This window comes from Micromonospora sp. NBC_00898, assembly GCF_045207895.1.
Lineage (GTDB): Bacteria > Actinomycetota > Actinomycetes > Mycobacteriales > Micromonosporaceae > Micromonospora.
Genome location: NZ_CP108775.1, coordinates 2,516,391 through 2,529,910 on the forward strand (window position 1 = coordinate 2,516,391; position 13,520 = coordinate 2,529,910).

At 69.2% G+C, this 13,520-nt stretch carries 15 protein-coding genes and 1 pseudogene; 6 read left to right on the top strand and 10 right to left on the bottom strand.

The window, feature by feature from the left end:
* Positions 1-99: 99 nt before the first annotated feature.
* Positions 100-1,503 carry an IS66 family transposase gene (gene tnpC, locus OG799_RS12300; protein WP_406037485.1) on the bottom strand — a complete coding sequence of 468 codons (1,404 nt, stop codon included), beginning with the start codon at positions 1,501-1,503 and terminating at the stop codon, positions 100-102.
* On the opposite strand from tnpC, the gene OG799_RS12305 reads away from it, so the two are divergent.
* Complete coding sequence (locus OG799_RS12305) at positions 1,459-1,698, top strand: hypothetical protein (protein ID WP_406046533.1); 240 nt, start codon at positions 1,459-1,461, stop codon at positions 1,696-1,698. The two genes, tnpC and OG799_RS12305, sit on opposite strands and share 45 nt — an antisense overlap.
* Before the next feature lie 131 nt (positions 1,699-1,829).
* Here the strand turns inward: OG799_RS12305 and OG799_RS12310 are convergent, their stop codons facing one another.
* The 6 genes and pseudogenes from OG799_RS12310 to OG799_RS12335 form a co-directional block, all read right to left on the bottom strand.
* The gene (locus tag OG799_RS12310; protein WP_406046270.1) at positions 1,830-2,276 is read right to left on the bottom strand and encodes an SRPBCC family protein; all 447 of its coding nucleotides are present in this window, start codon (positions 2,274-2,276) and stop codon (positions 1,830-1,832) included.
* Positions 2,165-2,857: a nitroreductase/quinone reductase family protein gene (locus OG799_RS12315; RefSeq protein ID WP_406045162.1), complete on the bottom strand. Its 693-nt coding sequence runs from the start codon at positions 2,855-2,857 to the stop codon at positions 2,165-2,167. The genes OG799_RS12310 and OG799_RS12315 overlap by 112 nt, the downstream gene beginning before the upstream one ends.
* 138 nt (positions 2,858-2,995) lie before the next feature.
* Positions 2,996-3,516: pseudogene (locus tag OG799_RS12320) on the bottom strand (DDE-type integrase/transposase/recombinase); the annotation flags it as partial.
* Positions 3,497-4,204, bottom strand: a complete 708-nt coding sequence (locus OG799_RS12325) for a transposase family protein (RefSeq protein WP_406045163.1) — start codon at positions 4,202-4,204, stop codon at positions 3,497-3,499. The pseudogene OG799_RS12320 and the gene OG799_RS12325, both read right to left, overlap by 20 nt.
* A 91-nt stretch (positions 4,205-4,295) precedes the next feature.
* The gene (locus OG799_RS12330; protein WP_406045164.1) at positions 4,296-4,439 is read right to left on the bottom strand and encodes a hypothetical protein; all 144 of its coding nucleotides are present in this window, start codon (positions 4,437-4,439) and stop codon (positions 4,296-4,298) included.
* 146 nt (positions 4,440-4,585) lie between these two features.
* Complete coding sequence (locus OG799_RS12335) at positions 4,586-5,449, bottom strand: slipin family protein (protein WP_406045165.1); 864 nt, start codon at positions 5,447-5,449, stop codon at positions 4,586-4,588.
* Positions 5,450-6,365: 916 nt separating this feature from the next.
* Here OG799_RS12335 and OG799_RS12340 point away from each other — a divergent pair.
* The 5 genes from OG799_RS12340 to OG799_RS12360 all read left to right on the top strand — a co-directional run bounded on the left by OG799_RS12340 (position 6,366) and on the right by OG799_RS12360 (position 11,309).
* Positions 6,366-7,790, top strand: coding sequence for a GAF domain-containing protein (locus OG799_RS12340; protein WP_406045166.1), 1,425 nt, complete (start codon positions 6,366-6,368; stop codon positions 7,788-7,790).
* A 93-nt stretch (positions 7,791-7,883) separates the two neighbouring features.
* Entirely contained in the window at positions 7,884-8,348 is a 465-nt protein-coding gene (locus OG799_RS12345) for a universal stress protein (protein ID WP_406045167.1), read from the top strand.
* Between the two features lie 369 nt (positions 8,349-8,717).
* Complete coding sequence (locus OG799_RS12350) at positions 8,718-9,137, top strand: Hsp20/alpha crystallin family protein (RefSeq protein ID WP_406045168.1); 420 nt, start codon at positions 8,718-8,720, stop codon at positions 9,135-9,137.
* Positions 9,138-9,536: 399 nt separating this feature from the next.
* Positions 9,537-10,727, top strand: coding sequence for a zinc-dependent alcohol dehydrogenase family protein (locus OG799_RS12355; RefSeq protein WP_406045169.1), 1,191 nt, complete (start codon positions 9,537-9,539; stop codon positions 10,725-10,727).
* A 189-nt stretch (positions 10,728-10,916) separates the two neighbouring features.
* Positions 10,917-11,309: a hypothetical protein gene (locus OG799_RS12360; protein WP_406045170.1), complete on the top strand. Its 393-nt coding sequence runs from the start codon at positions 10,917-10,919 to the stop codon at positions 11,307-11,309.
* On the opposite strand, the gene OG799_RS12365 is transcribed toward OG799_RS12360, so the two are convergent.
* The 3 genes from OG799_RS12365 to OG799_RS12375 form a co-directional block, all read right to left on the bottom strand.
* Entirely contained in the window at positions 11,209-11,760 is a 552-nt protein-coding gene (locus OG799_RS12365) for a cation transporting ATPase C-terminal domain-containing protein (RefSeq protein ID WP_406046271.1), read from the bottom strand. The genes OG799_RS12360 and OG799_RS12365 overlap by 101 nt on opposite strands.
* Before the next feature lie 186 nt (positions 11,761-11,946).
* Positions 11,947-12,483, bottom strand: coding sequence for a flavodoxin family protein (locus tag OG799_RS12370; RefSeq protein ID WP_406045171.1), 537 nt, complete (start codon positions 12,481-12,483; stop codon positions 11,947-11,949).
* A 459-nt stretch (positions 12,484-12,942) separates the two neighbouring features.
* Positions 12,943-13,407 carry a universal stress protein gene (locus tag OG799_RS12375; protein WP_406046272.1) on the bottom strand — a complete coding sequence of 155 codons (465 nt, stop codon included), beginning with the start codon at positions 13,405-13,407 and terminating at the stop codon, positions 12,943-12,945.
* Positions 13,408-13,520 lie beyond the last annotated feature (113 nt).

Here is a 13,520-nt window from a genome sequence, read left to right on the forward strand (position 1 = left end):
GTCCGAGCCCGGTCGACCGCGGCTCGAAACACCATGTGATCACCGAAGGCGCGGGGTAACTGGATAGGTCCCTGAATCGAGGCGCGTTGGAGCCGGTGGTCAGGCGGTGGTGGGGATCCAGGGGTTGCCGGCGGCGGCGGTGATGAGGGCGTCGAGCATGCCGAGGCCGTTTCGGGTGGCGGTGGCTGTGTAGCTGCGGATCGCAGCGAAGTGTTCGGCTCCCGTGAGGGTGCGCATGCTGCCGGAGACTTTGATCCTCAGTTTCGGCATGCGGATGGTCCGCTCGGCCGGGTTGTTGTCGAACGGGACGGCGGGGTTGGTGACGAAGCGCAGGTAGTCGTCGCGGCGGTCACGCAGCCGGACGAACAGGGCGTGATGCTTGCGTTCGAGCTTGCTCGCGCGTTCGGCGGTGGCTTGGGCGCCGAGCACGACCGCGCTGCGCAACAGGTGCAGGTGGTAGGCGAGGTCGGCCTGATCAGGTGTGGCGTCGGCGGTGTGCGCGGTGCCGACGAGCTGGTTCAGCTGCCGCAGGGCGCTGATGGCCTGGCCGGCGAGGTCGGCGACCAGGCCGGTGGCGGTGTCGGTGACATAGATCAACTCGCGGAGCGCGTGGGCGTTGCACAGCGCGTGGACCGCGTCGGTGTAGGTGTCGTACGGCGCCCACGCGTCATGCACCGCGACCCCGCGGAACCGCGGGAGGATCCCGATCTCGTCCATCGCGATGGTGCCGCGTTTCGGGTGCACGGCGAGGAGCACGTCGGTGGGTGTGGAGGCGGAGTGCAGCCACGCGAGACGGCCTGCGGTGCGCATCCCGGTCTCGTCGAAATGGGCTACCGGTGCGGCGGCGACGCGTCCGGCGATCACCGGCAGCACGCGGTCGATGATGCCCAGGGCGGTGCGTTTCACCCAGCCGGCCACGGTGCCCGCCGCGACCGGCACCCCGAACAGGTCCTTGATCGCCGCCGCCGTGCGTGACACCGACAGGAACTGCCCGTGCAGCAGGTAGACGCCGATCCCGGCCAGACGCGGCCCGTACACGACCGGCGCGGACGCCTCTGGCGGCGCGGGCGCGGTGGTGTGATGCCCACACGCACAGGCCAAAGTGATCAGCTGATGCTCGGTCACCTGAGGCTTCGGCTCCGGAAGGTCGATCACCTGCCGCCGGGTCACCTCGATCTCGGTAGCCGCCGCCAGGCTCTTCCCGCACCCGGCGCAAACCGCGGGCCGGTGCCGGAGCACCACGTCCGGGTCCGTCACCCGTTCCAAGGTGACACCGTCCTGACCCTTCGGCCGTCCCGGACCCCGACCCGACCGCCCGCGCAACGACTTCGGCGCCGGCTTGGCCAACCCGTCCGACGAGGGAGGCTTCGACGAGTTCGACGACGACAACTTCAACCGGGCTTCCAGATCCGCAACCCGCGCGAGAGCCTGCTCCAACCGGGCGGTCAACTCCACGACGTGCGCAACCAGCTCGTCATACGACGGCAACGACTCGGCAGGCACAACCCGCCAAGCTACCAGCCTCCACAACAGACACCACAACCGCCTGACGACCTATCCAGTCACGGCGCGGGCATCCCACTGGTGGTCAGCCTCACCGGCGGCAACCGGCACGACGTCACCCAACGTGCACGGGCTGCGCTGGCCGTCGTTCTTGCCGAAGCGTTCCATCAAAAGGCACATCCCGTGGCGCCCTGACCGGCCCGCGGACGCTCGGCTGCTGCGTTCGGTGCTGTCAGCCGCCAGCCAGGAGGGGGCGGACGCCAACGCGCGCGGTCAGCGGCATGTGTCCCCTGAAGACCTGCTCGTCATGGACCCATTGCTAGGCATCAACTCCCGGTGGCGGGTGGTGCCGTGCTCTCCATGTACCGCTTGAGACCCGCCCAGATCTCCGCTTCCTGCTGCCGGCCCATGCGAGCGATGACAGGACCCATAAGTCTGAACACACCCTTGGGCTGAAGTTCCCAAGACCACCGCATCCTGGTTCCGGCAGGATCAGGTTCGAAAGTCACGGCGCCGTGGATCTCTGCTGTCGACATGCGCGTGGTGGAAGCCAGGCAGCGTGGCCTGGTGCAGTCGGTCACTTCGATTTCCATATCGACGGATCGTCCTCGCGACTCAATCGTGGCCGACCAGCATGTCCCGTCGGCAATCGGCCCGGGCGTCATCTTGTCGACCCGAACCATGCGTGGGTTGTACTTCGGCTCGTTGCGCTCGTCAGCAACGAAGTCGAAAACGTCCTCGATCGGTCGAGCGATAACGGTCGAGCCCTGGATCTTCGCCATATCCGCTCCCCTCCTCGCATACTCCACTTGATTCGATCTAGCTTGTGTAGATCAGACGGAACACGGGGTAGTGGTCGACGATTTGCCCGGATATCGTCGATGGACGGGTCCGGGCCGAGGCCGAAATAGAAGCGCGCCTGGTCCGCGTTGGCGTCGGCGCCGCTGCGTCGGCGGCCAGCGCGCAGATACTCCGCGATGATGTCTGGCCGGTCGGCCGGGGCAAGTTCCTCAAGGCGGACGTGCCGCGCTCTGCCGCGGCGGATCACCGCGTCGCCGCGAGCTGCCCGAACGTTCCTGACCCACTGTGACTCCCCAGCGAGCGCTACCAGGTAATTCTTTCCCTGGTAGCGAGTTCGCAGGATGGGCACCCGTCGTAACTTGCCGGAGGTGCGGCCCCGCACCTGCAGGGCCACGGCGTCTCGAGGGGCCAGCCCCACGGAGGTGAGCAGAACACCGAGCCAGTTGAGGCGCCGATACCAGCCGGCCGGAGGCCGGTACTCCGTACGGGCGGAATAGTCCTGAGGCTTCACTTCAACCCTCCCGTGGGGCAGTCCCCAATCCTCTGGCGGCACTTCGACAATCCCTGCCGCAACCCGGGTCGGATAGAGGCGAAGGTCCCCCAGTGAGCCGCCTCTCGATCTCGTAGGGGCCAGGGGGGCGCTGTTGCGTTGCGGGTCAAGGGAGATGGCGAGCCCGTTTCGGGTCCGCGGTCAGATCGCGTGGGCCAGCTCGGTGAACGCGGCAGTGACCCTCTTCGCTGGCGGGACATCGACGGAAAGTTCGTAGTGACCGCGTCCTAAGTTCTGCATGAAGGCGTGTCCGGCGATGATCACTTGTGCGGTCTGGTCGGTCCGGAGCCCGCGCATGTGCTGTCTTTCTCCGTTCGCAGCCCGCGCATCGGTTTCAACCGGTGTTTGAGCTGGCTGTGATCAGCCTCGATCGGATTGTTGGCGTACTGCTCGACGTGGTGCCACGCGGACGGGATCAGCTCGGCGAGGACGCCGGGGTAGATCGCGGCGGCGTCGGTCACCACCTCTGCGGGTGTCGCCTTCAACGTCGACAGCGCCCGGCGGAAGAACCGCCGGGCCGCGTCGGCATCACGGCGGGCCGAGACGAGCACGTCGATGACCTGCCCGTACTGGTCGACCGTCCGGTACACGTACCGCCATACGCCGTTGACCTTGACGTACGTCTCATCGACATGCCACCTGTCACCAGGCGAGTGGCGGCAGCGGACCGCGCCAGGACCGATGGGATCCGGTACCGGGCCCGCGGTCGCTGGTGCGGTCGGCGTCGGGAACGGCCCGCCAGGGCAGGGAGGCGAGTTGGGCGTGTAGGTGGGGTTGGTTGCCTTTGACGGTGAGGATCCAGTGGGCGCCGCGCTGGGCGAGGTAGGCGACGTGGTCGCGCTGGCAGTGCGGGGCGTCGGCGGTGACGACGGCGCCGGTGGCCTGGTCGCAGGCGGCCAGGACGTGTCGGGCGGCGCTGTCTGCGGTGCGGGACCCACGGATACTCTTGCCGTCAACGGCGATCGCCCGCCTCACACCCGTCGCGGGGCTGCGGATGGTCAGCCACGCGGCGATCACCGCGGTCAGTTGGTCCGGATTCAGTGCCTGCAGCAGCCGGCGGAGCATCGCCTCCGACGGACGCCGCTGCGGGTCGATACCCAGCATCTGTGCGGTGTCCGCCGGCAGGTCCGCGACCCACTCACCAATGGCCGCGTACGAGCGGCAGCCGGCCACCACCGCGCAGACCGCCGCCGCGACCACCGTGCACAGAGCGTGGCGCACTCCCCGGGGGGCCCGCGGATCGGGCAGGTCCGCCAACGCCGCGAGCAGCCCGGGAGCATGAGCCGGCGCAGACACCCCAGCCGGTGCGGTCGACAACGATGAGATCAGCGATGATGGCAACGCGGGCATGGCTCACTCGAACAGATCAACAAGGCCTCGAGAACCTCGATGATCTTCAGAAGCGGTCATGCCCGCCCTGCAACTCCCCACCCAGGCGCGTCTACACCAACCAACTCAAGCCGGACACGCGCCACGACTTTGCCGGGGCCCTGCCATCGGTCTGGGCCTGCTCCTTGGTGACCTCGCCGGTGCTCCACAGACGCGCGATCTGGGCGAGCTTCTCGGCCGCGTGCGGCGTCGCCACTATGGTCTCGTGCGCCTCGGGCGTCGATCCCACTCGGCGTTGCCCGAACCACACGGCGAAAACCGGTGGCATGCCGACAGGCGCGAACCGGCAGCGTGATCGCCTGGGGTCGCGCCTGTCGTGCGCCGGTCAACGTCCACAGGTGCTTAATTCGCTGACGTGGTGGCGGTGTCGGAGCTTCCGTTGGGGGTGGCGACCGCGGTCAGCTTGGGCAAGTTGGAGGGGGCGGTCGGGGGTGCGGCGGCGGCCGCCTCCCGAGCTAGGAAGGAGCCGAGTTCGCCGATGGTGCTCATCAGGGGGGCCGGGAACACCACGGTGGTGTTCTTGTCCACGCCGATCTCGACGAGGCTCTGCAGGTTGCGTAGTTGCAGTGCGAGGGGGTGGGCCATCATGGTGTCCGAGGCGTCACCGAGTGCGGCAGCCGCGAGGGATTCCCCTTCAGCGTTGATGATCTTCGCCCGCTTCTCCCGCTCGGCTTCGGCCTGGCGGGCCATCGCCCGCTTCATGCTCTCAGGCAGCTGGATGTCCTTGAGCTCAACCAGGGTCACCTCGACGCCCCAGTCGGTAGTCGTGACGTCGAGGATCTCCCGGATATCGACGTTGATGCGGTCGGTTTCGGACAGCGTCTCGTCCAGGGTGTGTTGGCCGACGACCTTGCGCAGTGTCGTCTGGGCGATCTGGCTGATCGCTGCGTTCACGTTCTCGATCGCCACGACCGACTTCACCGCGTCGACCACTCGGAAGTAGGCGACCGCGGACACGTCGACGCTGACGTTGTCCCGGGTGATGATGCCCTGGGACTGGATCGGCATGGTGACGATGCGCAGCGACACCCGGTGCAGGACGTCGACGATGGGGATCAGCAGCCGCAGCCCCGGTTCCCGGGATCCGACCACCCGGCCCAGACGGAACACCACTCCCCGTTCGTACTGCTTGACGACCCGCACCACGAGCGCCAGCACTAGAGCTAGAAGGACGACAACGACGAGGACGACGATCAGGGTATTCATCTACTTGCTCCGCTCAGGATGGAGATCACGTCGTTGTCCGCGACATGTAGAGCATGTGTCCGGTGAAGCCGTGAGGCGCTGACACCCTTCGTTGGATCGGTCGAAATAGTGACAAGAGCCCCTCTGTCGTGGCGCTCGGCGGCGCGAGGACGATCCCGAGCAGGCTTGCCGACAAACGGGCCACGCACCCAAACGGGTCTAATAGGGGCGCATTCAGTTGATCGAAGCATTCACGGCGACCGAGAGGTCCCGGTCCCGCCATGAGCCAACCGTGGCCCGATCCCCCTGCCCGCGGCAGGGCCTAACGTCCCTAATCCAAAACTAAGGTGCCCGAGCGAAAGCGACGTCCGCCCGCAGCGCGGGTTCGTTGCGACGCGGTGACCCCACTGAGCCATCCCGACGCGTCGCAGGCCGCAGTGCATCGCCGCGCGGGCGGCTCGTTGCCTCGGCGATCAACTTCGATGCCAGTAGCTTGCAATTCCTCAGCCTGCGAAGAGGCCGCCGTTCTGCGGCTTTCTGTGGACGCGCGAACTGCCGACCGGTCGGGGTAGGGATCCTCACCTACGGGCGGCCGGAGAGGGTTCGGCATTGAACACGCCCCGATAGGGCGCGTACGGTTGTCTTGTCGCTCGGGACCCCGGTGGCGCACCAGTTCGTGCTGGCGATGCCGTCCATGAATCGAGGGTCATCGTGATCGAGCAGATCCCACCGCTTTCTGGCCGGGCCAGTGCACCAACGGCGCGCCCTGCTGCTGGACCCGGACTGGGGTGGGGGCGGCGCTTCTCGGGCCGGCGTGGCGGCATGAAGACGGTGGACGCTGCGTGGGCGGCGCGAACGCGTTGGGGCGGAGCCACGAACGACCGCCGGACATACCGCACGGGGCCCACGAGCTCCGGGTCCGCGGACGGTGATGGACGTGAGTGAGGATGTCCGCAGACGCCAGCCCGACGCCAGCCCCGCAAGGTTGGTCGGTGATCCCGCCGCGGGGATGGTATTCGCGCAGGTGGCCCGGCTGGAGCTGGACGAACTGCTCGAGCAGCTGGTGGCACGAGCCCGCGACGTGCAGGACACCCAGGGCCGGTTGCGGGGTCTGCTGCACGCCTACCTGACGGTCGCCCGCGCCGATGACCTCGACACGGTGCTGCGCCACATCGTGGAAGCCGCCCGCGAACTGGTCAACGCCGGCTACGCCGCACTCGGCGTGGTCCGCCGCGGCCGGCTGGTGCGGTTCATACACACCGGTATGGACCCCGAGGTGGTCGCCCGGGTCGGGCACCTGCCGGAAGGAAAGGGCCTGCTGGGGTCGCTGGTGGACTACCCCCAGTCGCTGCGGCTGCGCGACATTGCCGAACACGTCGCCTCGGTCGGCTTCCCCGAGCACCACCCGCCGATGCGCTCGTTCCTCGGCGTACCGATCCGGGTCGCCGACCGGGTCTTCGGCAACCTCTACCTGACCGACAAACAGGGCGCGGACGAGTTCACCAAAGACGACGAGGAACTGGCCCAGGCCTTGGCCGCCGCAGCCGCCGCAGCGATCGAAAACGCCACCCTGCTGACCGAAAGCCGCCGCCGCCACACCTGGCAGACCGCCATGGTCGAGGTCACCACTCAACTGCTGGCCGGTGCCGACCCCGACGAGGTGCTCCGCCGGCTGGTCCATCACGCCCGGCAGACCCTGCGCGGCGACGGGGCGGGCGTGAGCGTGCCCACCGACGATCCCAACCTGTTGCACATGGCCACGACCGAGGGCACCTACCATCCGTGGCAAGGCGCCGCCATCCCGATAGAAGGCACGGTCACCGGCGTCGCGATCGCGGCACGCGGCCTCATCGTGATCACCGACCCAGGCAGCGACCCACGCACCCCGGCAACAGCCGAAGGCTCCGACGGCATGATCGGCGAGACGGCCGCGATACCGGTCATCGGCGAGTGCGGCGTCAATGGCGTGCTGAGCGTCTCCCGGCGCCCCGGCGACGAACCTTTCGACGACCTGGACCGCGACCTGATCACCGCGGTCGCCGCGCAGGCCGGGCTGGTCCTGCACCTGACCCAGGTCCGCCGAGACAACGAACAAGTGCGCCTGATCGAGGACCGCCAACAGATCGCCGAAGACCTCCGCCACCGCGTCATCCAACGACTGTTCGGCCACGGGCTGGCCCTACAGGCCACCGCCTCCCGGGCCAGCAACCCGCAGACCCGTACCGCCATCGAGACCCAGATCGACGAAGTCGACGCGATCATCCGTGACATACGGGCCGCCGTCTTCTCCCTCAGCCAGCCAGCGAGCGGAGCGCCCGCGCCAGCGGACCAGCCGGCCGACCCCGACGGCAGCACCGCCTGACGCCTGCCCACCGCGGCCAGCCTGCGTCGGTGACCTTCGGCTCTACTCCATCGCCACCCGTACCCGCCACCGTGGAGGTGGAGGTGAGCGAAGGTGACACAGCCACACCGCACTGGACACATCATCGTAGGGTTGGACTGTAGCGGGCATGATCATGTCGTACTCGCCTCGGCGCTGGACCATGTCCGACACACCGCCTCGGCGATCCGTGTCGTGCACGCCATACCGCCCGACACTGCGGCCGCCAGCGACCACATCGACGCCGCGACCAGGGCTGCCTGGTCCGCCGACCGGCAGGCCCGCCACCAAATAGCGACCGAGGACCTGCGCCGACACCTCACGAAGACCACCGACGATCTCGGTGCGCACATCGTGGTCGACTACGACGTGCGGCACGGCGACCCCGCCACCGTGCTGCTCTCCGCCGCCCGGCACGCCGACCTCATCGTCATCGGCACCTGCGGCATCGGCCACCGATCCCCGTTCCTGCTCGGCACGGTCAGCCAGGACATCGCTGTCCACGCCACCTGCCCCGTGCTGCTGGTACCGACAAGCTGAGGCCCGGGTCAGGATGTGGACCAGCGGTAGGAACCGCGGGATCATGGTCCGCTCGGCCAGGACGGGGTCGCTGACTCCGCCCGCGAGACCGGCAGCGAAGCCGTACCCGCGTTGGCGCAGCCCGGTGATGACAGAAGGCATCCGATGTGGAGCGCTCGGTCGGATGCGATTTCGTGTGCATCAGGACGATCTCGTCCGACGTCGGTGCGTCGAGCACCCGTGACATCACCGACTCGGCGCTCCGCTCGGCCGGGCCCGGTCGCTGCCCGCGTCGCGTTCCGCCGAAGGGCCTGCCGAGTCAGGCCGGTCGACTCTGACCAGCCCGCGGGCGGCGGGGTCAGATGGAAGTGACGAAACAAGGAGGTCGCGATGTCGACCATCACACGCTTCACCGGCGGCGCGTTAGCGCCGTTCGACTGGACCAACCTGTCCCTGTTCCCGCTGCTCGCGCCGAGTATCCGGATTGAGGACTACCAGGACGGCGACCAGTACGTCATCCGCGCCGAAATGCCGGGCATCGATCCGGTCAAGGACGTGCGGATCACCTTCGCAGACAGCGAGTTGCGGCTCGACGTGGTGCGCAAGGAGACCAGCCGCCCCGACAAGACCCGCTCCGAGTTCCACTACGGATCGTTCTCCCGGACCATCCCACTACCGGCGGGGGTCACGGAGAAGACCATCGCCGCCCGGTACGCGGACGGGATGCTCGAGATCACCGCGAAGGTCGGCGACATCAAGCCGGGCGCGAAGGAGATCCCGATCAAGGTCGAGAACGGGAAAAAGAGCTGATCGAGTTCCGGGGCCGGCCGCAAGCCGGCCCCGGCTTCCGCCCACACCGCAGGTGCGGGACGTTGCGAACGGCGGACCTGCTGTCCCGCCCATCGGTTCCTGCGGGGGCTGCCCGGGCCGTGGTTGGAACGGCTCTCGGTTCAGGCCCACCCGGTCGTCCAGCACGCCGGCCAGCGGCTGTTCCACGAGGGGCGATCCGCCGACCGCTTCTGGTTGCTGAGGTCCGGGCGCGTCGATTTGGACATGGGCCTAGCCGATGGCGGTGACATCGTCATCGAGGCGGACAGCGTCCTTGGCTGACCATGGCTGTTCCCGCCGTACCGATGGCAATTCGGTGCGCTGCAGGTCGAGGAGAGGTTCGCCGTCGAGCTCGACGCGGCGGACGTACGCCGGCTCATCGTGGACGACGCCGAGCTGGGTCGCGAGTTCAGCAGCTTGGTTAATGAGCGTGCTGGTCGAACGCCTACAGGCGGCCCGGATCCGCCTCACGCGGCTGTACGAACTACCGATGCGGATGGAACCCGCACGCATGGACAAGGAGGTCCAGTAATGAGAGCACTCGTCTTCGGCGGCCCGCGACAGCGGTCCTGGACCGAGGTTCCCGACCCGCAGATCATCGATCCCGGCGACGCCATCATTCAGGTTGACACCGCCACCATCTGTGGCACCGACCTGCACATTCTGGGCGGCGACGTCCCGGCGGTGCAGCCGGGCCGAATTCTTGGCCACGAGGCGGTCGGCACGGTCGTCGCCGTCGGCTCGGCGGTCGCCACGGTCCGGCCGGGCGACCGAGTCCTGGCGTCCTGCATCTCCGCATGCGGCCGTTGCCGCTACTGCCGCGAGGGCAGCTACGGACAGTGCCGCGGCGGCGGCGGTTGGATCCTCGGCCACCTCGTCGACGGCGTGCAGGCGCAGTACGCGCGACTGCCATTCGCCGACCTCTCGACCTACCCGCTGCCGGAAGGCATAACCGACGAGGCCGCCGTGCTGCTGGCCGACATCCTGCCGACGTCCTACGAGGTCGGCGTGCTCAATGGCCAGGTTCGCCCGGGCGATACCGTCGTCGTGGTCGGTACCGGTCCGATCGGCCTGGCCGGCATCCTGACCGCACGGCTGTTCTCGCCGGCGCACATCGTGGCGGTCGACAAGGCCGACAGCCGGTTGCAGGCGGCCAAGCAAATCGGGGCCGACGTGGCTGTCAAAGCCGACGACGACCCGCTCGAGGTGGTGCGCGCGATCACCGACGGGCTCGGCGCGGATGTAGTGATGGAGGCGGTTGGCACGCCCGCGTCCTTCGAGCTGTGCACCACCCTGGTTCGCCCCGGCGGCCGGGTAGCGAACATCGGTGTGCACGGTAAACCAGCCACCCTGCACCTGGAAGACCTGTGGACCCGCAACGTGACCATCACGACGGGGCTGGTGGACACCTACTCCACGCCGACCCTGCTGAAGATGGTGTCTGCGGGGCAGCTGGACACCGGCCAGATCATCACCCATCGGTTCCCGCTCGGGGACATCATGCAGGCGTACGACGTCTTCTCCCGGCCAGCCGACACCGGCGCGCTGAAGGTCGCGCTGTCGCGGGAGTGACCGCGCAGCAAATCGTGGACTCCTGCTGGCCGCGCGGGCGGCAGGAGTCCATTCCCATGGTGCATCCGCTGGCCGACCTGCCCGAAGGCGACCGTCCGGCCCTGAACATCGCTCGATCTCCCGCACGGGAAGGTAGGGCCGGGGCACGTCCGGTGCTCTGCAGCGCCGGCCGGGCTGGTCACCGGCGGCGTGGTCATCGCCGCCGAGGACGATGTGGACCGGTGGCTGGCGCGCGCCGGGCACGACGAGCTGATTGACCCGTACGGCGAGTCCGGCGTCCTGCTGCGACGTGTCGGCGGCGCCGCCGGGGCGGTCTCTGCGCCGGCCGAGCAGACGTCTTGGCTGGCGTCCGCGTCGGGCACCGGCGCAGTGGTCCTGGATCGGGCGCTGACCGACGGGCGCTTCGTGGTGGTGCTGGCGAACGTCGACGGCAGTCCGGACCTCGCCGCCGGCGTGCAGGCCGCCACCCGGATCCCCGACCTCACCCCGCTGGGTGTCGCCCTATTGGTCGGCGGGGTGATCGCGGCCCTTGCCGCGCTCGCGCTGATCTACGCTGGCGCGTCCCGACGGGGCGCACTATAGCCGGGCGTCGGCCCGCCGCGCCCGCCTTGCGGCCGCGTCGAACAGCAGCACGGCTGGCACGGTCGTGGCAGCCAGCAGCCAGCCCAACGCGGTCGGTAGGTCGCCATCGAGGAGCCCGGGCAGCGGTGGAAACGGTCAGGAAGACCCCGAGTAGCACCAGCTCGACCGCCACCGCGCCGAGCAGCAACGGGTTTCGCCGCGGATCGATCCGCCATGCCGGCCCCACCGCGCTGCGGCACGCGAACGCGTTGGCGAGCTGTCCGAGCACGATGGCGGTGAAGGCGGCGCCGGACGCCGCCGCCAGCAGGCCGGCGTCCGGCGAGGCGGCCCACCGCCAGCCACCGGCCAGCAGGACCACGGTGAACGCCCCGAGCGAGGCGAGCACCTCTGCGGGCGCGCCGAGTGCCTGAGTATGCCGGGCCGGCGGCGTGGCCGAAGGGCGGTTGGTCATCACGACGGCGGAGGCGGTAGCCACCGAGGCTCGAGCACTGCTCCCCACCCCCGTGCGGTCTCCGACGTCGCAAGTCGCGTCACCTCCGGCCACGTCGGTATCTCTAGGACAACGGTCGGCCGGGGCACTCTGGCAGAGCCGTCCGCCCCGACCGCCCGGGCCGGTGGGCACGCCTTTCCGGCTGGATCACGGCACCGGATGGTGACCCGACGCGCTGGCCTGTCGGGTGCCGAGCTTCTCGCCCCACCGGCGGGCGCGGTCCAGCTCCCCGTGCGCGAGCGGGCCCGCCGCGTGCTCGACGTAAAAGCTTTCCGGCGGCACGACCAGCACGCAATGATGGTGGCCGAGCAGCCGGGCCGCGCCGACCGCCGCCGACCCGGTGAGCCAGCGGGGCTTGTCGAACCGGGTGTCGAATGCGGCGGCCGACAATCCCGGCCGGCTGCGACCCAGCGCGCCAAGCCACTCCCGCAGCCCGGTGCGGCTCGGGACGACCCCGGCCGGCACCTCGTCCGCCGCACTCTGGCGGCTCTGCGGGCGGCTCATGCCGTGCGCATGCGTGGGGCCGCCGACAACGAGCAGGTCGAGGCCAGGATCGAGGTCGTCCGGGGCGTCACCCACCTCCATCACGACCGTGTCTCCCAGTTCGGCGAGGCCGCCGGCGACGGCCTCCGCGACCTCCTTGGTGTTGCCGTACATCGACTCGTACACAACGAGAGCGCGCATGGCGCGGCCTCCCTTCCTCGCCCTTCAGCCTGGCGCGCGAGTGGTGACTGGGCCCCGGGCCAGATGGGGCACAGTCGATGTGACGTTCGCCCCTACAGCGGTCGCCACGGTCGTTTGACCGCAGTCGCAGGCGGTTGGAAGACCGCAGCGGATCGCGTGGTTCGGTGAGCCGTCACCTGCTCGGTTACACGGCGTGCCGGTGCTCCGGTATGCGAGGTGTCGGCGCTGAACGCTATGCCCACCGTCCGGTGAAGAGCGCCGATCCGATCGACACGGCATCCGGCGCCTGGGCACCTCGGGCGCGTCCCGCACGCCGCAGTGTGGCTCCAAGATCGGGGTAGCGGTCCGGCCGCGTCGAGCGCCGCGCCGCGCGGTCTGGCTCCGACTCGACGAGCCAGCCCCCAATGGGCGCCGCGCCCACTTGCATGCTCATCTCGCCCTCCGGCGTTCGGTAGTCCATCACCGGCCGTGCGGGGCGCCCTCTGGCGTGAGCTGCTTTACATCCGCTCCCGAGGCAACCCGCAGCTTCTGCGCCAAATCGGCGAGCGCCCGGGCGTGGGCTCGTTCGGGCACCGATGTCGCGACCGACGCCATCGACAGGCCACATCCGCGCGGATGCCCAAGTACCAGGAGGCATGCCTCCAGCGAACGGCGGGCGAGGACCTCGGCGGGATCACCAGCCAGCAGCTCCGCGGTGACCGCGAGAGCCGGATGCTGCGCGCGCACGCCGCCGACCGTCACGTCGAGCAGCCGCCGCTGCGCGGCCACGGGGTCGACCCGTTCCGGCGCACCGGCCTCGGTGGGTCGCCGGGGTGACCCGGCATCAACGTGCACGATCACCAACGGGGTGACGCGAGCCGCGGCTTCGTCCGCAGCCAGATCCACCGCGGCGATACTCGCCGGGGAGCCGTCCACACCCACCATCACCGGTAGCACTACCCGACTGAACACGTCCCACCACCTCCGCTCTCCCCCTCAGGCTCCTGCCTCGCCGCCCGGCGGCACAGTGCCGAACCACCCGCGCGGGTGGGCCGTTC